The organism is Thiothrix lacustris DSM 21227, from assembly GCF_000621325.1.
GTDB classification, from domain to species: Bacteria; Pseudomonadota; Gammaproteobacteria; order Thiotrichales; family Thiotrichaceae; genus Thiothrix; species Thiothrix lacustris.
Window position 1 is genome coordinate 22425 of record NZ_JHYQ01000037.1, and the last position, 19080, is coordinate 41504.

26 protein-coding genes are annotated in these 19080 nt (G+C 54.0%); 16 read left to right on the forward strand and 10 right to left on the reverse strand.

All coding sequences use genetic code 11. From position 1 onward, the window contains the following. Positions 1 to 72 precede the first annotated feature (72 nt). Positions 73 to 1110: an SH3 domain-containing protein gene (locus Q394_RS0115095; RefSeq protein WP_028489991.1), complete on the forward strand. Its 1038-nt coding sequence runs from the start codon at positions 73 to 75 to the stop codon at positions 1108 to 1110. Here the strand turns inward: Q394_RS0115095 and Q394_RS0115100 are convergent, their stop codons facing one another. From Q394_RS0115100 to Q394_RS0115110, 3 genes are all read right to left on the reverse strand, one after another. After that, positions 1111 to 1944, reverse strand: a complete 834-nt coding sequence (locus tag Q394_RS0115100) for a CvfB family protein (protein ID WP_028489992.1) — start codon at positions 1942 to 1944, stop codon at positions 1111 to 1113. A gap of 102 nt (positions 1945 to 2046) precedes the next feature. Further along, on the reverse strand, positions 2047 to 2514 hold the full coding sequence (gene ybaK, locus Q394_RS0115105) for a Cys-tRNA(Pro) deacylase (protein ID WP_028489993.1): 468 nt from the start codon (positions 2512 to 2514) through the stop codon (positions 2047 to 2049). A 19-nt stretch (positions 2515 to 2533) separates the two neighbouring features. Next, complete coding sequence (locus Q394_RS0115110) at positions 2534 to 2926, reverse strand: ribosomal maturation YjgA family protein (protein ID WP_028489994.1); 393 nt, start codon at positions 2924 to 2926, stop codon at positions 2534 to 2536. 155 nt (positions 2927 to 3081) lie between these two features. Between Q394_RS0115110 and Q394_RS0115115 the strand changes: the two genes are divergently transcribed. Beyond that, complete coding sequence (locus tag Q394_RS0115115) at positions 3082 to 3315, forward strand: hypothetical protein (RefSeq protein ID WP_028489995.1); 234 nt, start codon at positions 3082 to 3084, stop codon at positions 3313 to 3315. A 13-nt stretch (positions 3316 to 3328) separates the two neighbouring features. On the opposite strand, the gene Q394_RS0115120 is transcribed toward Q394_RS0115115, so the two are convergent. Beyond that, complete coding sequence (locus tag Q394_RS0115120) at positions 3329 to 3730, reverse strand: hypothetical protein (RefSeq protein WP_028489996.1); 402 nt, start codon at positions 3728 to 3730, stop codon at positions 3329 to 3331. Between the two features lie 144 nt (positions 3731 to 3874). Here Q394_RS0115120 and trxA point away from each other — a divergent pair, with 144 nt between their 5' ends. Next, entirely contained in the window at positions 3875 to 4345 is a 471-nt protein-coding gene (gene trxA / locus Q394_RS20680) for a thioredoxin (protein WP_051543491.1), read from the forward strand. A gap of 53 nt (positions 4346 to 4398) precedes the next feature. Here the strand turns inward: trxA and Q394_RS20685 are convergent, their stop codons facing one another. Further along, complete coding sequence (locus tag Q394_RS20685; RefSeq protein ID WP_051543492.1) at positions 4399 to 5175, reverse strand: ATP-binding protein; 777 nt, start codon at positions 5173 to 5175, stop codon at positions 4399 to 4401. A gap of 330 nt (positions 5176 to 5505) precedes the next feature. Further along, positions 5506 to 6015: a M23 family metallopeptidase gene (locus Q394_RS0115135; RefSeq protein WP_028489997.1), complete on the reverse strand. Its 510-nt coding sequence runs from the start codon at positions 6013 to 6015 to the stop codon at positions 5506 to 5508. 199 nt (positions 6016 to 6214) lie between these two features. On the opposite strand from Q394_RS0115135, the gene Q394_RS0115140 reads away from it, so the two are divergent. Genes Q394_RS0115140 through Q394_RS0115160 form a run of 5 tightly spaced genes read left to right on the forward strand, consistent with a single transcriptional unit; the run spans position 6215 to position 9648 of the window. Next, the gene (locus tag Q394_RS0115140) at positions 6215 to 6904 is read left to right on the forward strand and encodes a BPSS1780 family membrane protein (protein WP_028489998.1); all 690 of its coding nucleotides are present in this window, start codon (positions 6215 to 6217) and stop codon (positions 6902 to 6904) included. Next, complete coding sequence (locus Q394_RS0115145) at positions 6901 to 7698, forward strand: aldo/keto reductase (RefSeq protein WP_245606803.1); 798 nt, start codon at positions 6901 to 6903, stop codon at positions 7696 to 7698. Before Q394_RS0115140 ends, Q394_RS0115145 begins: the two co-directional genes overlap by 4 nt. Then, on the forward strand, positions 7688 to 8950 hold the full coding sequence (gene waaA / locus Q394_RS0115150) for a lipid IV(A) 3-deoxy-D-manno-octulosonic acid transferase (RefSeq protein ID WP_028490000.1): 1263 nt from the start codon (positions 7688 to 7690) through the stop codon (positions 8948 to 8950). Before Q394_RS0115145 ends, waaA begins: the two co-directional genes overlap by 11 nt. A gap of 12 nt (positions 8951 to 8962) precedes the next feature. Further along, positions 8963 to 9355, forward strand: a complete 393-nt coding sequence (locus tag Q394_RS22775; RefSeq protein ID WP_211248831.1) for a hypothetical protein — start codon at positions 8963 to 8965, stop codon at positions 9353 to 9355. A gap of 14 nt (positions 9356 to 9369) precedes the next feature. Beyond that, a complete protein-coding gene (locus Q394_RS0115160) occupies positions 9370 to 9648 on the forward strand; it encodes a 2Fe-2S iron-sulfur cluster-binding protein (RefSeq protein WP_028490001.1) in 279 nt (92 codons plus the stop codon). Here the strand turns inward: Q394_RS0115160 and Q394_RS0115165 are convergent. Next, a complete protein-coding gene (locus Q394_RS0115165; RefSeq protein WP_028490002.1) occupies positions 9645 to 10136 on the reverse strand; it encodes a GDYXXLXY domain-containing protein in 492 nt (163 codons plus the stop codon). The two genes, Q394_RS0115160 and Q394_RS0115165, sit on opposite strands and share 4 nt — an antisense overlap. Further along, positions 10133 to 11329 carry a DUF2157 domain-containing protein gene (locus Q394_RS0115170; protein ID WP_028490003.1) on the reverse strand — a complete coding sequence of 399 codons (1197 nt, stop codon included), beginning with the start codon at positions 11327 to 11329 and terminating at the stop codon, positions 10133 to 10135. Before Q394_RS0115170 ends, Q394_RS0115165 begins: the two co-directional genes overlap by 4 nt. Before the next feature lie 100 nt (positions 11330 to 11429). On the opposite strand from Q394_RS0115170, the gene Q394_RS0115175 reads away from it, so the two are divergent. From Q394_RS0115175 to Q394_RS0115190, 4 genes are read left to right on the forward strand one after another with little or no spacing between them, the layout of a single operon-like run. Next, complete coding sequence (locus Q394_RS0115175; protein WP_038141729.1) at positions 11430 to 12542, forward strand: MlaE family ABC transporter permease; 1113 nt, start codon at positions 11430 to 11432, stop codon at positions 12540 to 12542. Positions 12543 to 12554: 12 nt separating this feature from the next. Continuing rightward, positions 12555 to 13340, forward strand: coding sequence for an ABC transporter ATP-binding protein (locus Q394_RS20695; protein ID WP_038141731.1), 786 nt, complete (start codon positions 12555 to 12557; stop codon positions 13338 to 13340). Further along, positions 13313 to 14254 carry an MlaD family protein gene (locus tag Q394_RS0115185; protein ID WP_028490005.1) on the forward strand — a complete coding sequence of 314 codons (942 nt, stop codon included), beginning with the start codon at positions 13313 to 13315 and terminating at the stop codon, positions 14252 to 14254. Before Q394_RS20695 ends, Q394_RS0115185 begins: the two co-directional genes overlap by 28 nt. Then, positions 14251 to 14850: an ABC-type transport auxiliary lipoprotein family protein gene (locus Q394_RS0115190; protein WP_028490006.1), complete on the forward strand. Its 600-nt coding sequence runs from the start codon at positions 14251 to 14253 to the stop codon at positions 14848 to 14850. The genes Q394_RS0115185 and Q394_RS0115190 overlap by 4 nt, the downstream gene beginning before the upstream one ends. Here the strand turns inward: Q394_RS0115190 and Q394_RS0115195 are convergent. Continuing rightward, positions 14833 to 15213 (reverse strand): hypothetical protein, encoded by a 381-nt coding sequence (locus Q394_RS0115195; RefSeq protein ID WP_028490007.1) that lies wholly within the window; start codon positions 15211 to 15213, stop codon positions 14833 to 14835. The two genes, Q394_RS0115190 and Q394_RS0115195, sit on opposite strands and share 18 nt — an antisense overlap. Positions 15214 to 15299: 86 nt before the next feature. On the opposite strand from Q394_RS0115195, the gene ispG reads away from it, so the two are divergent. Beyond that, complete coding sequence (gene ispG, locus Q394_RS0115200) at positions 15300 to 16523, forward strand: flavodoxin-dependent (E)-4-hydroxy-3-methylbut-2-enyl-diphosphate synthase (protein ID WP_038141733.1); 1224 nt, start codon at positions 15300 to 15302, stop codon at positions 16521 to 16523. 19 nt (positions 16524 to 16542) lie between these two features. Then, positions 16543 to 17325, forward strand: a complete 783-nt coding sequence (locus Q394_RS0115205) for a dienelactone hydrolase family protein (RefSeq protein ID WP_028490009.1) — start codon at positions 16543 to 16545, stop codon at positions 17323 to 17325. A 3-nt stretch (positions 17326 to 17328) separates the two neighbouring features. Here the strand turns inward: Q394_RS0115205 and Q394_RS20700 are convergent, their stop codons facing one another. Next, a complete protein-coding gene (locus Q394_RS20700) occupies positions 17329 to 18111 on the reverse strand; it encodes a formylglycine-generating enzyme family protein (protein WP_051543493.1) in 783 nt (260 codons plus the stop codon). Between the two features lie 48 nt (positions 18112 to 18159). On the opposite strand from Q394_RS20700, the gene Q394_RS20705 reads away from it, so the two are divergent. Both Q394_RS20705 and Q394_RS22050 read left to right on the forward strand, forming a co-directional pair. After that, positions 18160 to 18804, forward strand: coding sequence for a phosphoribosylanthranilate isomerase (locus Q394_RS20705; protein WP_038141736.1), 645 nt, complete (start codon positions 18160 to 18162; stop codon positions 18802 to 18804). Positions 18805 to 18905: 101 nt separating this feature from the next. Next, the coding region (locus tag Q394_RS22050) for a helix-turn-helix domain-containing protein (RefSeq protein WP_156946897.1) at positions 18906 to 19080 on the forward strand (175 nt) is incomplete at its 3' end.

Below are 19080 nucleotides of genomic sequence, written 5' to 3' on the forward strand. Positions count from 1 at the left end.
CACTGCTGTTAAAGTTTTTCCAATGTTTCGATCAAGCTTTTGACCGTGCCTGTACTACTGGAAATACAACAAATGCACAATAGACAAATAAAGACCTCATTAATTTTCAGCTTCGTACTGGCCTGTTCGCTGGGCGAAACCGCCTCTGCCGAGTGGTATGAATCCACGGCCGAACCCAGTTTGGTGGTGCGTGCCAAGCCAGACGTGGGCGCTGAAAAATGGGGTAATGTGCCTGTCGGTGGCAAAGTGAATGTGCTTGAGCAGGTGGGCAATGAAGAGTCCATCGGTGGCAATACGGGACATTGGGTAAAAATTCAGTGGAAAGATAAAACCGCCTACGCCTTCGATGCCTTCTTAACCCCTGTTGCGTCGCACGATGCCGCTCCCCAAGCGCAGACACCAGAACAAGCTTCGTCTTTAGAGGACGTGCTAGATATGGTGTATGAGGGTCACGATAAAAATAACTGCCTGCGTTATCATTCTGACACCCCGAAGTATTATTACTGCATGAAGGTTGATCGTGTCGATACGGTAAGAGCCAATGATGGGCTGCGCACCTATGTGTTACTCAGTGGCGAAATGACCAATGGTGACGGGGAGGGTGGTTCCCACGTCGATGGCGGGTTAGTGGGCGCATTAGTGCTTAAGGAAGGCAGCAAGGGTATGGAAATTATTGCCGGTGATCCTGCGATTTCCATGGGAGCCTTTGGTAGTGGTCCAACAAAATGGGATTTAGTGAAACTGGGGGCATCCAGCTACTGGGGTTGGAAAAATACGTGGGGTGATGCGCATGGAGGTATTTCTGGTACGCGTTATTCTATCCTAGCGCCCTATGGTAAGAAGATTAAGGAACTGGCTGGTTTCGTTCAAGACTATTCTGATGAAGGCAATTGTGATGAAGCCGGTGGCTGCAAAGTAACCAGTTACACCAGCCATTTGAAAATCGACTCCACCCAAATCGGCGACAAGGTTTTCCCGCTTAACATTACCGTGAGTGGTACTGAAAAGGGGAAAACGATTCCCGAAAAAACGTGGACATTCCCCTTTGATACCAAGACGTGGTCGTATGTTGAACCCAAGGGTTGGACACTGGAAAACCTGGAGTTTTAGTCAGGAAACCAACCGGATCATATCCTTGCCCATCACGATTTTCTGCTGCTTGTACAGCAAGCCGATGGCGCGTTTGAAATGCGCCTTACTCACCTGAAATTCGCGGTAAATGTCATCCGGTGAACTCTTGTCGGTAAAGGTGGATGTGCCACCTTGCGCTTGCAGGTGATCGAGGATTTTCTGCGCCAGCGCATCCTGCACCACCGGGCTGGGTAATTGCAGCATCAGGTCGATTTTCTGGTCGGGGCGGATGGCTTTGATGTAACCCTGTAAGCGTTGCCCGATGTGCAAGGGCTGGAACACTTCGTTAGCGTACACCAAGCCCAGGTGGGTGGCTTCGATGATGGCTTTGTAGCCCAGTTCCGTGCGTTCATAAATCATCATATCCACGGGCTGGCGCGGCTCAAAATGGCTATTGAATTCGTTGAGGAACAAGTCCAGCCGCGATGAGGCAACGATGGTTTCGGTGTGGTCATCGACGTAAATATACACCACATACGACTGGCCTTCCTTCATCTGCGTGGCCTGTTCCTTACGCGGAACCAGCAAATCCTTCGGCAAACCCCAATCCAGAAACGCACCGAAATGGCTGACAGCCACGACTTTCAGGCAGGCAATTTCGCCGACTTCTGCCCGTGGGGTTTCGGTGGTGGCAATCAGGCGGTCTTCTGAGTCCAGATAGATGAACACGTTTAGCCAGCTTTCGGGTTGGCAGCCTTCCGGCACGTAACGCTTGGGCAGGAGGATTTCACCGTAATTCTCGCCATCCAGATACACCCCGAAGCTGGTGGCCTTGGTGACGCGCAGCAGGTTGAATTTGCCAATTTTTAACATGAGGGGGTTCCTTTAATTGCTGTTCTTGACGCAAATGGGGCTAAAACGCGATTCTAACACCAAAATGCGGCTGTTTTCTGGCTTGTGCAACCTTCCCGATAACTATTGAGTCAGTTCCACCAATACGCCACGGGTCAGGGTTTGCAGGTCTTGCGCTGCCAGCTCGATTTCCAGCCCGCGCCGCCCGGCACTGACGTAAATCGTGGGAAATTGCGCGGCAGAAGTGTCAATGAAGGTTTTCAGCAGCTTTTTCTGACCCAAAGGGCTGACACCGCCGAGCACGTAGCCGGTGGTGCGGGCGACCAGTGCCTTGTCTGCCATGTCGGCTTTTTTTGCGTGGGCGGCTTTAGCGATGGCTTTCATGCTGAGCATCGCCGCGACGGGGAGGATGCCAACCGCGAGTTCCTTGCCATCGAGACTAACTACCAGCGTTTTGAAGACTTGCGTGGGGGGCAGGCCGAGCTTTTCCGCCGCCTCCAGCCCATAGGCTTCATTGGCAGGGTCGTGGGCGTATTCGTGTATCTTGAAGGCGATCTTGGCTTTTTTGGCAAGGTTGATGGCGGGGGTCATGGTTGGCCTTTTTCTCCGGTTATCGCTGTTTCAAATATTCCAGCCTCAATTTTAGACCTATCCGGGTGTCCAGCCAATATACCGCGATACACCCCGCTGCATACATCAGCAAATCGTGGAAACTGAAACTCGTCCCCAGCACCACCCGCGCCCATCCGGTCAGGTGTAGCACATCCGCCAGCCGGAACAGTTGTGCGACTTCAATCAGTGTGGCAAAGGCAAATACGCCTATTGCCAGCCGTTTCGGCTCGAAATCGTAAACAGCTTTCGCAGCGCAATACAACAAGATTACCACCAGAAAATCACCGAAATAGGCGCGGATGAAGTGGTAGTCGTTGAGCTTGGTAGCAATGATTACTTCGACGATGAATAGAATGATGGCTGCGGCCAGCATGGGTAGATTCAAGCGCATGTTGGTATTTCCTGTTATTGATATGGGCGGCATTATTCCTGAAATGTTTGCAGGAAACGTGCAAGCTTGAGGCATCTTTCGTGGATTTTTTTGAATCCATCCAACCAGTTTGTTCGTAGTATGATGTATCAACCACAACCGAAGGAGTGTTTCTCATGAAAACCACTAAACTTGCCCTGTCACTGGGTACTATCATCGTCGCCAGCAGTGCACTTGCCGCGTGCAGCACCCCCGGCAGCTCGCCATTCTCGGCTAAAAGTGCCGATACCACGACGCAAGCAAAACCAGCAGATGGTAGCTGCGGAGCCAAGAAGGACGGCAGTTGCGGCGCGAAAAAAGACGCTAGCTGCGGAGCCAAGAAAGACGGCAGTTGCGGCGCGAAGAAATAACGGCTGTGTGAACTTATTTCGGGCAGGCGGCAAATTCGCAATGCGAGCCGCTGCGCCCTACGTAGGTGACACCATCTGGGCATAATTTGGCTTCCATCGTACACATGACCTTGCCGACATTCTTGTCGTTGATGTTGATGGTGGCGACATCCGCCGGGCTTAGGGTGCGGCGGCTGGTTTCCGCGTTGGCGATGCCGCCGTACAGGATGGCGATGTCTCCAGCGCTGAGTTGCTGGTTGGCATCCTTATCCTGCACAGTTACGCTGAACGGGCTGCTGGGTGTCAGGTTCAACAGGGTGCGCAGGTTGGTTTGCTGGCTGGCGTTTAGCGTCAGGTTTTGGGGCGGAGCAGGTGGCGTGGCGACGCAGGCGCTAAGGGTCAGGGCGGTAAGCAGGGTGGTGATGACTGTTTTCATGGGGGTTCTCCTCGCGTGATAGGGGGCGTATCAAGTTTTGATTCGGTGGGGTGGGGATAGTTCACATAGTACTGACGATAACATTTATTCTACAATTGCTTGGAAATCGGACACCCTGCCCGTTGAACTTCCAAGGAACCTTTCATGCACGTCGTCATCCTCACCGCTATCGTAGTCGCCGTTTTCACATTCCTGATGTTAAGGCGGTGGCGCAGCGCTAAACAGGAGGCGATGCCTGATAACCGTAGTAGTTATGAAGCTTTCGTCAATGCCGACGAGTTCGATGAGATGGTATTGAAAACCTCGCACAAAACGCCGGTAATGGTCGATTTCTATGCCGAATGGTGTGGCCCCTGTCGCGTGCTGACGCCACTATTGGCCGGATTCGCCGACGATTACCAAGGTGCATTCCTGCTGGCGAAAGTGGATGTGGACAAGAACCAGCAACTGATGCAACGCTTCGATATTCGCGCCATGCCGACGGTCTTGCTGTTCCGTGACGGGGAATCTGTGGAACGTTTCACTGGGGCAAAACTCCCCCATAGTATTCGCTACATCCTGACAAAACATGGTATTCACGCACCGAAAGCGGCATCAGGCGGGGAAGATGTGTAGGAGTAGTGGTGCAAAGTTTTAAGTCATGAGTAGCCGTTGTTCAGTAGGTTGTCTTATGCCAAAGGCACAAGCAACAAACTGATCGGCACAGCAAAAAACTGCCGTCCAGCCACCCGAAACGGCAACACCCGCTCCCCACTGTAAAACACCAACCCCGCCTCCAGCCTATCCCCCACAAACGCTGCCAACTGCGCCAACCCTCTGAAATCAGCCTCGCCCACCGATGCCGAAGCCTTGATTTCAATCCCGATCAGCTTGCCGCCGCTGCGTTCCAGCACAATATCCACCTCGTTTTTGCTGGTATCACGGAAGTGGTAAACACCAACTTCCTCCTCCGCCCAGCCCATGTGCTTGAAGCATTCCATCACGATAAAGCTTTTCAGCAGGTTGTCAAAAATGGCAGAAGTCGCCAGTTGCCGCGCTGTCTTAATACCGAGCAAATGGCAAGCCAGCCCGGTATCCACCATGTGCAGCTTCGGCATTCCCACGGTTTCGCGTTTTGCGCTGTTTTTCACAAACGGGGAAATACGCTTGATGATAAACATCCATTCCAACGCCTCGATATAAGAGCGGATGACTTGATCGTTTTGCGCCAAATCGTTGGCAACACTGGCATATTTCAGCAAATTGCCACTCAAGCCCGCGAGGTAAGGGATCAAGGCTTGCAGCTTGGCATGATATTCCCCTCGCGCCGCGTACAGCGTTTCAAAGTCCTTGAACAAACGCCCCTGAATGTAGGATTTGAACCAGATGGCTTTGCCGCGTGCGCTTTTACTTTGCACTTCCGGGTAGCCGCCATCCAGCAGGATTTGCGCCAGTTGTTCGCGCATGCCCGCTTGAGCGCTGGGGTGAGTTCCGGCGCATACTGGAATTCATCCAGCACCAAATTCTGCCCGGCAAAGGACTGGATAAAACCGTGGGGGTCATTGTGTGCCGCTGCCGCTACGGCTTCCTCATCCAGCGACAGGTATTGCATTCCACGCTCGGCGGCAATCATTTTGGCAAGCGTATGGATTCCTCGTCACCTTAATACGAGAAATACTAGACCTTAATACGAGTTTCAGGAACCCTTATCACGAGAAATCGGCGTGCTTAATACGATTTTTTGATAAATTATTTCATAAAAATCAGATTAATAGAAAATTTCTTTGCAAAAAGAGCTACTGCAACAACCACCGATTCGGATCAACATAAAACAGCTTGTTCCAAGCCTGCGGCACACTCGCGTTATACAGCCACGGTTGTGGGTAAGGCGTGCGGATGGCGTAATGCAAGTGCGGTGGCTTGCCCTTGGCATTGCCCGACGTGCCGACTGTACCCAGCGGTTCACCCGCTGTTACCCAGCGTAACGCTTGCGTATCAATGCGTTGCAGGTGCGCGTAATAATGCAAGCGCCATTTGCCACCCAGCACCAGCACGCTATTGCCGCCCATGCTATCCACCCCGGTATGCACCACCAAGCCTTGGGTAGCCGCCAGCACGGGCGTGCCTTCCTTGGCGAAAATGTCGATGCCTTTGTGTGTGCCGGAACGTCCCCACGGGTAATACCAGAACGATTGCGGGTTCCAGTCTGCCGCCGTCGCGCCGCTGACCGGGATGCGCGGCGTTTCGGGCAGTAATGCAACCGCCGCCACGAATGCTAGTAATAATGCCAGCAAGGTCTTTTTCATTGCCTATCCTTTGCGTGCTTGTGTGTCTGCACAGCATAAGCGTAGGTTTTGCAGAAACACCTCAATCAATACGGAAAGTTTGTGCAGAGTTAGCCGTTTGTCGTTTAAACCGTTTTGGCTGGGCTTGCGTTGTTACTTTTCGGCTAAACAGGCAGACTACGCAGGTGAGTAATACGTCATGCTCAAGAAAGGAGTTTTCATGCTGACTGTCAAGATTGTTGAACCGCTTCAGGCCATCGAATGGTTGAAGTTCGGTTGGCGCATGTTCCGGGCGAATCCGGTGAATTGGGCGCTGATGGGGTTATTGTTTGGGGTGATTGTGCTGGTCTTAAGCATGTTGCCGTTTCTCGGTGGGGTGCTGCTGAATATGGCCGTGCCCTTGCTCACCGGCGGCATGTTGCTGGCCGTGAAAAATGCTCATGCGGGTAAGCAGACCGAAATTCCTGAGTTATTCAGTGCATTCAAGGATGAAACCACCCGTTACCAGTTGTTGATGCTGGGCGCTTTGATGTTGGGCGCGGGTTTCGTCGCCGCTATCCTTAGCAAGCTGTTGGTGGGGGATATGATCAGCATTGATGAGCTGACCGGGATGCCGATCTTCAATTTTGGTGGCAGTATACTGGTTTTCCTGTTGTTGGTTAGCTTGGGCATGGGGATGTTGTTCACCTATGCGCCTGCCTTGGTGGTGTTTAACGGCATGAGTGCGTTGGAAGCAGTGAAAGGCAGTTTCCAAGGTGCGTGGGCGAATGCGTTACCTTTCGTGGTATTTGCTTTGCTTTATATGGTGCTGGCGTTTGTGGCGTCGATTCCGATGATGTTGGGTTTTCTGGTGCTAATCCCGGTCATGATGGGAGCCGTTTATGCCAGTTACAAGGATATTTTTAAATGATGGAAAAACGTCCGGTAGCCGCTACCGGCATGGCAATCAGCCCGTTGGGGTTGGGCACGGTCAAATTCGGGCGTAATCAAGGCGTTAAATACCCACAGGGCTTTGAACTGCCTTCCGATCGAGAAGTGCGCGAATTGCTGGCGCTGGCCTTCGACCTTGGCATTAACCTGCTGGACACCGCACCCGCCTACGGTTTGAGCGAGGAACGTATCGGCAAACTGCTGCCGACTTCCCGCCACGAATGGGTGATCGAAACCAAGGTGGGCGAACATTTCCGTGATGGCGAATCCAGTTTCGACTTCAGTGCAGCGGGCACGCGCCTCAGCGTGGAAAACAGTTTGCGCCTGCTGAAAACCGATTACCTCGACATGGTGCTGATCCATTCCGATGGCGATGATGTGCGCATTCTGCGTGAAGAGGCAGTGCTGGATACCTTGTTACACATGCGCGAGCAAGGCTGGGTGCGCTCGGTCGGCATTTCCTCGAAAACCGTGGAAGGTGGCTTGCTGGCCTATGAACTTGGTTGTGATGTGGTGATGGCGGCTTACAACCCGCTGTACACCGCCGAATTGCCGGTGCTGGAAGCCGCTGCTCAACAGGGCAAGGCCGTGCTGGTGAAAAAAGCCTTTGCCAGCGGGCATCTGGATAAATTCAGCGGTGCGAATCCTGTAGAACAGGCGCTGAGCTTTATCCTCGCACAAGCGGGCGCTACCAGCGTGGTGCTGGGAACGATCAACCCCAAACATTTGCGTGAGAACGTCGCGGTGGCGCTAGAGGTGTTAGGTGAGGCGTAGTCTTTACACCGCGTTGATGTACCTGCTGTCGCCCCTCTTCATCCTGCGTCTGCTCTGGCGTAGCCGCGCCAACTCGGCATATCGGCAGCGCCTCGCCGAGCGTTTTGGCTTTGGTACGGTGCGCGGTTCCTGTATCTGGCTGCACGCGGTATCCGTCGGGGAAACCATTGCCGCCCGCCCGTTGGTGGAACGTTTGCTGAAGGAGTTTCCCCAACACACGCTGCTGGTGACCACAACCACGCCCACGGGGTCGGATACGGTCAAGCGCCTGTTCGGTGAACGGGTCAAGCACTGTTATTTGCCTTACGATTTGCCGGGGTCGCTGGCGCGTTTGCTGGGCAGGGTGCAGCCTACGTTGTTGGTGGTGATGGAAACTGAAATCTGGCCGAATCTTTACGCTGCTTGCGCCCAACGCAATATTCCGCTGCTGTTGGCGAATGCACGGTTGTCGGAACGTTCGGTGCGTGGTTATGCGCGGCTGGGTCAGTTGGTGCGTGAAACGTTGGCAAACGTCAGTTTGATTGCGGCACGCGGCGGGCAAGATGCTTTTCATTTTCTACAACTCGGGGCTTATTCTGAACGGGTGGTGGTGTGTGGTAATATTAAGTTCGATTTGCAGGTTCCCGCTGGGCTGGTAGAACAAGGTCAGCAGTTACGCCAACAGTGGGGGGCAAGCCGTCCGGTGTGTGTCGCTGCTAGCACGCATCAGGGCGAAGATGAGATGATTCTGCGGGTGTTTGCCCGTTTGCGGGAAGTATTGCCGGACTTGCTCTTGATTGTGGTACCGCGTCACCCGGAACGCTTTGATGCTGTTGCTCGCCTATGTGCAGACAGCCACTTTCCCAGCGTGCGGCGCAGTACGGGCAGTGCCTTTGCTGCCGATACCGCTATTATTGTGGGTGATAGCATGGGGGAAATGTTGTTGTGGTATGCTTCCGCCACGCTGGCTTTTATTGGCGGCAGTCTCGTGGCGCATGGCGGGCATAACCCGCTCGAAGCCGCTGCTTTTGGCTTGCCAGTTGTTAGTGGCGTACACGTACATAATTTTGCTGACATCTTTCCACCCCTCTGTGAGGCTGGTGGCGCAAAATTGGTGGCGAATGAAACTGAACTGTATGCACAATTGCTGATGTGGTTGCAGCATAACAATCGGCACCAACAGGCTGGGGTTGCGGCTCACACATTTTTTGAAAAAAATCAGGGTGCTTTGGATTGCCTAATGCAATCTGTACGCTATTTGATGAAATTATAAAGAGGCTAAACGATGAAATCACTGACACCTTTGCTGTTAGCCATGGCTATTGCGGCACTGACGTTGACCGCTTGTGGCGAGAAGCAAACCGATGCGGCTGCTACTCCAAATGAAACGGGTAAATCCGGGCAGGCAGTTGCGCCCAATTCACCACCAACAGCAACGCAAGATGCACAGGCCGCTAACGGCGAGCATTTGGGTAAGGCTATCCATGATGCCAATTGTATCAGTTGCCATGATGCCGGTGTTTACACCCGTGCTGATCGCAAAATGACCGATTTTAATATGCTCGCCGCACAAGTACGTCGTTGTGATGCGAACCTTGGCACGAAACTGTTCGATGACGATATTGAGAAAGTAACCGAATACTTGAACGACACCTACTACAAATTCCCGAAATCCTAAGTTAGCAACAGCCCATGTCCTATACCGTTACGATCCAGAATACCCCTTGGCGCTTTCAGGTGAATGCCGGTGAAACCGTGCTGCAAGCCGCTTTGCGTCAGGATATTCCGATGCCATGGGGGTGTGGGGGCGGTATTTGCGGCGTGTGCATGGGGCAAATCGTCTCGGGGGAAATGATTTACCCCGACGGCGAGCCGCTGGCCTTGTTTGAAGAAGATGCGGCAGCGGGCAAGGGGCTTTTTTGTGTTGGGGAGCCTGTTTCTGATTTGGTGCTGGATGTGCCGGAAATCTAGTCTAATCCACCAATGGTGTCTTTCCACGGCTTGCCGCTAATCAGCAAGTCGCGGATGGCGGCATTGCCTTGATCATCCACCGCCAACACCAGTTCACCTTGTCGGTCACGCACTTTGTCTTCCAGTACTTGCGCATAAGCATCGGGGATGTAGAAACGCTCAATCCCTGCGCTAAATGCCCCATCGTTACACTGCCCATGAATGAATAGTGTGCAATCCGTTGGCAATTCACCCGTTGGATAGAACCCTCGTTTAGGCTTCAGGCACACGCTGGCTGGCCCCTGCTGTTTGTCACAAGTTACTTCCACGCCGTAATCCACCCGATAAATCAGGTAATGCCCGGAAAGCAAATCACGCGGGTCGAAACCACTGATAGGCAGGGTCACTGCCTCGCCGCTGTTACGCTGCACGCTTTTCAGGTAAGCACTGCCCGCCAGCGCCAGAATCGGTAATGCCAAGGCCACGACCAGCCAGAGTTTTCGGTTCATGCTTGTAACCCCGTTGTCCATGCCCGCAGACGCTCACGCGACTTGTACCACAGCCAAGTCATACCAATGATCAAGCTGCCAGAAACGATCAGCCCCACGCCGGTGGCTGCCAGCCCGCCCATCGCCTGAAAGTACAGGATTACAAAGCGCAGCCCGATCACAAACGTCACCAGATTGAAAGTATGCTGCCGCCCGCTATTTCCCGAATGCAGCGCATACAAGAACAGGATAGCGAGTGTCAGTAAGGGGGCGCGGATGTCATCTGCCTGCCAGAAACCGACCGTGGCATGTGCCTGTGAGCCGAACAGGCTGTAACGACTTTGTCCGCTAAACAGCCAATCAGGGTGGAAATACAGCAGCAACAAACCTAGTGCGCTCAGCAATAACAGCTTGTTCAGCCAGCGATAATGACGGTGGGACAGGATTCCCAGCGCCAGCAAGCCCGCAGCAATATACGCAGGCACAAACCACGCTATTTGATACTCTGTCATTTCGCCGCCAGAACGCGCAATGTCGATTGCTGCCAGTGCAATCATCGCGGTAATCTGGAACCAGAAATACAAGCTGGTGCTAAAGCCGCGCAAGGTTTTCACTGGAAACGTGGCGTAATACAACGTGGCGGAGAGCAAGGGAGCCAGCAGCAACACCGCTGGCAAGGCTTTCCAGTGTTGCCAGATGTCAGGGATGGTGAAATCCACCAGACTCCACACTAGGCCTTGCAGCAATAAGGTTACCCAGAAAAAGCGCGTAAACAGGCTGCGGGCAAACAAACTGAGCAAAAACGTAATTGCCGCCCAGAACAGCAGCGCGTGATACCACTGCCCGCCAAGGTGGAAAATTTGCGAAATCAAGCCGATACTCGCCAGGCACAGCAACATGAAACCCACCAGCAGCACTTCAAACCATACCCCGTGGCGGCGGTTGGGGTATTGCCAGAAAACACCCACTGCCAATACGAATAGCAGCGAAAAATCTATCCCAAGCTTGGTGCTATCGGTGATGTTAGCCCAGTTCGCTGCAATCAACGAAATGACGCCCAGCCCGATAATCACAGCACCGAGTATCATGAAACTGTACAGCCAGCCGTTCGAACGCGGTTGGTTTTCAGTCTCAAAAGCACTGATAGCCGCGTATTGGTCTGGTGTGATTAGCCCGGCTTGAAGCCATTGGTTAAGTTTAGTGAGGGTATTCATAGCGTGGATGGTTGCAGGTTTCGTTAGCTATCACAAGTTTGGTTTTAGTTGTTTGATCAAAACGGTGGGAGCCATCCCCGGAAGCAGGCACAATAGCAGTATGATCGAACTGGAAACAACACGGCAAGAGGGAACACTTCGCCTGAACTTGCAGGGCAAGTGGACATTTGCAGAAGCGGATGCCATCAAGACGCAACTGTCTGCCATCGGGCTGGAAGCAGCGGTGGGCGTGGTGGTGGATGCCAGTGCGCTAGAACGTCTGGATGTAACCGCTGCATGGCTGGTTTATCAGCAGGCACAGGTCTGGCAGCAACAAGGTGCCGAAATCCGCTTTGAACATTTCCCCGCTGAATACCTCGGCTATTTTGAGAAAGCGCGACAGCGTGATCAGCCTGTTATGGGGTGGGGTGCATTCCTGCAAACACCCGTGCGGCGTTTGGGGCAATCTGCGCTGGCTTTGCTGGCAACTTTGCGGTCGTTCATTACGTTTTTTGGCCACAGTCTGGTCGGGTTGGTCGTCGCACTGTTTTCACCTTCTACCTTCCGGTTTCGCTCGGTATTTCATCATGTATTTTCCACGGGAATCAGTGCCGTGCCGATTGTGGCTTTGATTGCCTGCCTGATCAGCATTGTGATTACCTATCAGGGCGGTGGGCAATTACGCGATCTGGGGGCGGAAATGTACACCGTCGACATGGTGGCGATTTCGGTGCTGCGGGAGTTGGGCGTATTGCTGACCGCGATCATGGTGGCGGGGCGTTCCGGCAGTGCGTTTGCGGCGGAAATTGGTTTGATGAAAACCAATCAGGAAGTGGATGCGCTGCGGGTGATGGGTGGCGACCCGTTCATGATTCTGGTGATTCCGCGTCTGGTGGCGTTGGTGATTGCCTTGCCGTTGCTGACAATACTAGCGGACATTATGGCGTTGGCGGCGGCGGCGCTGATTTCTTCCGCGATTCTGGATATTTCGTTTAGTCAGTTTTATTCGCGGGTGGCGTTGAATGTGGAATTTCGCACCTTTGCGGCCGGGTTGATCAAAGCGCCGTTTTTCGCGGTGGTCATTGCCCTGATCGGTTGCTGGCAAGGAATGCGGGTGACAGGTTCTTCCGAAAGTCTGGGCGAACACACCACCAAAGCGGTGGTGGATTCGATTTTTCTGGTGCTGTTGCTGGATGCGCTGTTTTCCGTGCTGTTCTATCAGCTTGGGTTTTAGCAAGGGGGAGTCATGGAAACCATCATTGCCGTCAAGCATCTGGTCAATCAGTTTGGCAGCCAGCGGGTGCATGACGGGTTGGATCTGGAGATTCGCCGTAATGAAGTGCTGGGCATTGTGGGCGGTTCCGGTTCGGGCAAGTCGGTGCTGTTGCGCACGATTCTGGGTTTGAATACGCCCACCAGCGGGGAAATTTATTTTCAGGGGCAGGAATTGACCGGGATGAAGCGGCAGGAACTGGCTTGTCTGAAACGGCGCTGGGGGGTGATGTTTCAGCGGGGGGCGCTGTTTTCCTCGTTGAGCGTGGCGGACAATATCCAGTTTGCCCTGCGTGAGTTTTCACACCTGACCCCAGCGGAATGCCGCGAGTTGATGCTCGTGCGTCTCGAAATGGTGGGTTTGGAAGCACATGTGGCCAACAAGTTCCCCTCTGAGCTTTCCGGGGGGATGATCAAGCGCGTGGCGTTGGCGCGGGCGCTGGTGCTTGACCCGCAAGTACTGTTTCTGGATGAGCCGACCTCTGGCCTTGACCCGGTATCAGCGGAAGAGTTTGACCAGCTCATTACGACCTTGCACCACAATCTGGAATTGACAGTGGTCATGGTAACGCATGACCTGGATAGTTTAGCGTCTGTCTGTGAACGTATCGCCATGCTGGTCGATAAGCGTATAGTGGATGGTACATTAGCAGAGCTATTAGCAAGCCCGCATCCGCAAATCCGCCAATATTTCAGCGGTAGGCGGGCGCAGGCAATCATGAGGGAGAACACATGGAACGGGATGCCCACTACTTCGTAGTTGGTTTGTTTGTCATCGCGATGGCGGTGGCGGGTTTCCTGTTTGCCGGGCTATTTTATGATGATCAGGCGGGCAGGGATTTCGTCAGTTACGACATCCATTTTGATACACCCGTGGATGGTCTGGAGCGGGGCAGTGAAATCCGCTACATGGGTATCAAGGTCGGCGAGGTGACGCAGGTTTTTCTGTTACCCGGTGGTGATGCGCGGGTTGGGGTGCGGGTACGGGTGGAAGATTATACGCCGGTCAATTCCGCTACGATCGCCACTTTGCGTCAGCAAGGGCTGACCGGGCTACCTTTCATCAACCTGACCCAGAATGACAAGGTGGGTAAACCGCAACCGCTGGTGGCTGCCGAAGGTCAAGCGTTGCCGGTCATTTTTACCGAGCCGTCGGAGCTGGACGCCTTGGTGCAAAAGCTTCCCGATCTGGAGAAAAATCTCACCGTATTGCTGAATTCCGCCAGTGAAGTGCTGAATAAGGAAAACCGTGAGAACGTTGCCAGCTTATTGAAAAACCTGAATACGGCGGTGGCAGGTATTCCACCTTTGGTCAGCGGCTTGCAGCAGACCAGCATCCAGTTGGGGCGGCTAGTCGATACGACCAACAAGGCGGTGAGCCATTCAGAGCAGGGGATTAATGCCAGTATGAAAGAGTTTCAGACGACGTTGGGCGCTATCCGCAATACCTCGCAAAAGCTGGATACCTTGCTGAAAGATGTCGACCGGGTGGTGGTCAATAACGAAGGGCAGGTTAACGAGTTACTGGGCGAAGGCAGTGAAAACCTCCGACAATTGCTGAATGAATCGCGTAAGACGGCGGTATCCATCCGTCAGTTGAGCGACCGGTTGGGGCAAAATCCTTCGCAGATCATTTACCAACCTGCCCCGCAGGGAACGGAGTTGCCACGATGAACATACGCCCTCTTCTGCTATCGTGCGTGATGTTGTTATCGGCCTGTTCGTCACCATTGAAAAGCGACTTGCCTGCCGACCAGACCTACCGACTGAATCCGCAGGTAGCCGTTGCCCCACAACGCCTAAGCATCAATCTGTATGTGCCGAAAGTGTCGGTCAGCCCAGCGTTGGATAGCGACCACATTACGCTGATGAAACCGGGGTTCCAGCAGGATTTTATTGCGCACAGCCGTTGGCCTGATGATTTGTCGGTGTACCTGCACGCGGTCATGCTGGATACCTTGTCACGCAGCGGCGGTTTCCAGTCGGTTTCCGAACAAATGCTGGGCAAGGGCGGAAACTACAAGCTGTTGCTGCGCGTATCTGCGTTTCAGGCAGAGTATCCGGCGGATGGCAAAGGCAGTGCCGCCGTGGTCGTGGGGATGGAATCCATCCTCGTGCGGGTGCAGGATCAGCAGGTTATGGGGCAACACCGTTACGATAGTCGCAAAGAAAATATACCCGTGAGCACCCGCAAGATTGTCGAAGCACTGAATCAGGCGTTGGCAGAATCCACCCGGCAGTTGATTCTGGATTTACAGCGGGATTTGTAAGGCTTCCCGCATGGCCTGTTCGCTGCTCGGCAGTGCCAGCACGGCATGTAGCGGAAACAGGGCGGCGAGTTTATCAACGTACTGCATGTCTTCCTTGTTGCAGAACACGATGACTTTGGTTTGTGGGGAAAAGCGTTGTAAGGCGCGTAAGGTGACATCGAGGTTGCATACATTCGCCCCGGCGTAGTTGTTGCCATAGCCGTAGATGAATTCCCCAGTCAGAAAGTCGGGAGCTTGTTGCTGCAAGGCTTTGTGCAGTTTGCGGGCAGCGTTAAAGCGCTCTTCTTGCATACCAAGCTGCTGGTAGAGAGCACCGAAATTCGGGTGTACTGGGGATTCGATCAAGGAAAAAACTGTTTTCATAACGCTACCGGAAACCATCATGTCACTGCGAATTATCGCATGATAGGGCATAATGGCGGTATTCCAGAAACACGTTGAAAACAATTATGGCAAACAATCACGTTATTTCACGTCACCACACCGTTCCCGTGAAGGTGGGCAATATCACGGTCGGTGGCGATTTCCCGGTGGTGGTGCAATCCATGACCAATACCGATACGGCGGATGCAATCCGCACGGCGGCGCAATGTGCGGAGCTGTACCGCGCTGGTTCGGAGCTGGTGCGCATTACCGTCAATTCGCTGGAGGCAGCGCAAGCCGTGCCCGAAGTACGCGACCGCCTCGACAAGATGGGCTGCGACGTGCCGCTGATTGGCGACTTCCATTTCAACGGCCACAAGCTGCTGACCGCTGTGCCAGAATGTGCGCAAGCCCTCGCCAAATACCGCATCAACCCCGGCAATGTCGGGCGCGGCAAAAAGCGTGACGAGCAATTCGCGCAAATGATCGAATTCGCCTGCCGTTACGACAAGCCAGTACGCATCGGCGTTAACTGGGGGTCGTTGGATCAGGAATTGCTGGCACGCAAGCTGGACGAAAACAGCAAACTGGCACAGCCGCTGGAACTGTATGACGTCATGCACGCTGCACTGATCGAATCCGCCCTCACCAGTGCGGCCAAAGCCGAAGAATACGGCCTGCCACACGATCACATTATCCTGTCATGCAAACTCAGCGAAGTGCAGGGTTTGGTACGTGCTTACCGCGACTTGGCGAGCCGTTGCGATTACCCCTTGCACCTCGGTTTGACGGAGGCGGGCATGGGCAGCAAGGGCATCGTCTATTCCACCGCTGCCCTCTCGATCCTGTTACAGGAAGGCATTGGCGACACCATTCGCATTTCCCTGACACCCGAACCCCACGCCAAGCGCGAAAAGGAAGTCATCGTCGGGCAGGAAATTTTGCAGTCACTCGGCTTGCGTTCCTTCACCCCGCAAGTGGTGGCTTGCCCCGGTTGCGGGCGTACTTCCAGCGATTATTTCCAGCACCTTGCTGAAGACATCCAGAACTGGTTACGCGAACAGATGCCGGTGTGGAAAGATCAATACGCAGGCGTGGAAAGCATGTCGGTGGCGGTGATGGGTTGTGTGGTTAATGGGCCAGGCGAGAGCAAACATGCCAATATCGGCATTAGCCTGCCGGGTAGCGGTGAAACGCCGGTTGCCCCTGTTTACGAAGATGGGCAGAAAACCGTCACGCTGAAAGGCGAAAATATTGCACAAGAGTTTCAGGCATTGGTCGAAACTTACGTGCAAAAAACGTATGGATAACAACCAAAGGAGTGTTCACATGAAGAAAATTGCTGCATTAGCGATTGTTGGCTTGTCTTTGTTAAGTGCTAACGTCATGGCTGCTGTGAAAAGCGAAGCCGTGAATTATGAACTTGATGGCACAAAATTCATCGGTCAGATGTATTACGATGATGCTGTGACAGAAAAGCGCCCCGGCGTATTAGTTGTCCACGAATGGTGGGGATTAAACGACCATGCCAAAAACCGTGCCGAAGAATTGGCTAAAATGGGTTATGTCGCCTTCGCTGCGGATATGTACGGCGATGGCAAAGTCACCGACAAACCTGCGCAAGCCAAGGAATGGATGACAGAAGTCACCTCCGACGTGGATGCATGGCGCGGTACTGCGCTGGCAGGTTTGGAACAGCTCAAGAAAAGCGACAAGGTGGATACCAGCAAGTTGGCAGCGATTGGTTACTGCTTCGGTGGTGGCACGATTTTGCAGATGGCGTACAGCGGTGTGAAAGATTTGGCGGGTGTGGTCAGCTTCCACGGTTCGCTGCCTTCCGCGCCGGATGGCACTGAAATCAACACCAAAGTGCTGGCTTTCCACGGCAATGCTGATGCGATGGTGCCACCTGCGACTGTCACCAAGTTTCTGGAGCAGATGGAAAAAACCGGCGCAGACTGGCAATTTGTCGCCTTCGGTAGTGGCGTGCGTCATGCCTTTACTAACCCCGATGCAGGCAAGTACGGTGTCGAAAACCTGAAATACGATGATAAGGCTGACAAGCGTTCTTGGGCAGGAATGCAGACGTTTTTCAACGAAATCTTCAAATAAACCTTACCGCGAACGTGCCACGCGGAAGCCCCGGAATATCTGGCGACCGTTGGCGTAATCCTTGACCCGGTAGGCGGCGCGTAAATAGCGCGGCCTGTCGTTCCACGAACCACCACGTAGCACGCGCTCGTGGTGGCTTCCGGCTTCTTCCCATGCCTGCGCGTTGCTGGGTGCGCCTTGGTAGGTGTCGTGCCAGCAGTCTTGCACCCATTCCCAGACATTGCCGCACAAGTCGTGCAAGCCGAAAGCGTTCGGTGGGTAAGCGTCGACCGGTGTGGTCATGCCGTGTTGCATCTGGTGGTTGGCGTGTTGAGCGTCTGCCTGCATTCCCCACGGGTAAGCCGCGTTTGTGCCGCAACGGGTGGCGTATTCCCATTCTGCTTCGGAAGGCAGGCGATAGCCTGCGCCGTTCAATTCACACAGCCAAGCGCAATAAGCTTGCGCATCATCCCAACTCACGTTGATGACCGGGCGTTTGTCGCGTCCCCAGCCTTTGTCGTCGGGCAATGGCGTGTTGGTTTCGTGGCAAAAGGCGTCGTATTCGGCAAAAGTGACTGGGTATTTGCTCAGTGCAAACGCGGCTATGTAAACGTGGCGGGTAGGGCGTTCGTTGGCGGTGCAGCCGCCTTCCACGTCATCGCGCCCGTCTTGCCCACCCATGAGGAAGCGTCCCGCTGGAATGTTGACCATGCGCGGCAAGGGTAGGGCGAGGCTGTGCGGGTGTAGTGCTGGGTACATGCGCTTATCGTAAAACAAGGTAGCGGCGCTTTCCTGTTTGGCTGACAAGCTGTCTGTGGTAGCGTTACGGTTTTTTACGCCAAAGGAATCATCACCATGCGCTGCCGGGTTAAAGTTTGCGGGATCACTTCAGTTACGGATGCGGCAATGGTCGGCACAGCGGGTGCGGATGCGATGGGTTTGGTGTTTTACCCCAAGAGCAAGCGTAATTTGAGCATTGCGCAGGCGGCGGACATTTGCCGGGCTGCGCCGCCGTTTGTGACGGTGGTGGGTCTGTTTCTGGATGCGGAGGCGGATTTTGTGCGCGACGTGCTCGACGCAGTGCCGCTGGATGTGTTGCAGTTCCACGGTTCGGAAACACCGGAGTATTGCCGCCAGTTTCCGCGCCCGTATATGAAGGCGGTGGGGATGAAGGGTTTGGCAGCCAGCGGTGGTTTTGCCGCTTACGCTGACCATTACCCCGATGCGCAAGCGTTTCTGGTGGATAGCCATGCGCCGGGCGCGGCAGGCGGCACGGGTGAAACCTTTGACTGGACGCAAGTGCCGCAGGATTACCCTAAGCCGATTATCCTCGCAGGCGGTTTGACCCCGGAAAACGTGGCGGAAGCGATCCGCACCAGCCGCGTGTATGCGGTGGATGTGAGCAGCGGGGTGGAATCCGCGCCGGGGGTGAAGGATGCGGCGAAGGTGCAAGCCTTCATCAGTCGTGCGCGAGATACCCCCGCCTTTAGGCATGGGTAGGGATAGCGCGTCGGCGACAGCCGACCCTCTTCTCGCTCCTCCGTTTGGTTTGCTATCTTCGGTTGTTGACTCTTCACGAAATATACGATATTTTGTGAATAATGAAAACTAAACGCGCCTACCAATTCCGATTCTACCCAGACCCACAACAAGAAACGTTGCTGGCTCAGACGTTCGGTTGTGTGCGCTACGTTTACAACAGCATCTTGCGTTACCGCACGGATGCCTACTATCAGGCTCAGGAAAAAGTTGGGTACACGAAAGCGAGTTCCCAAC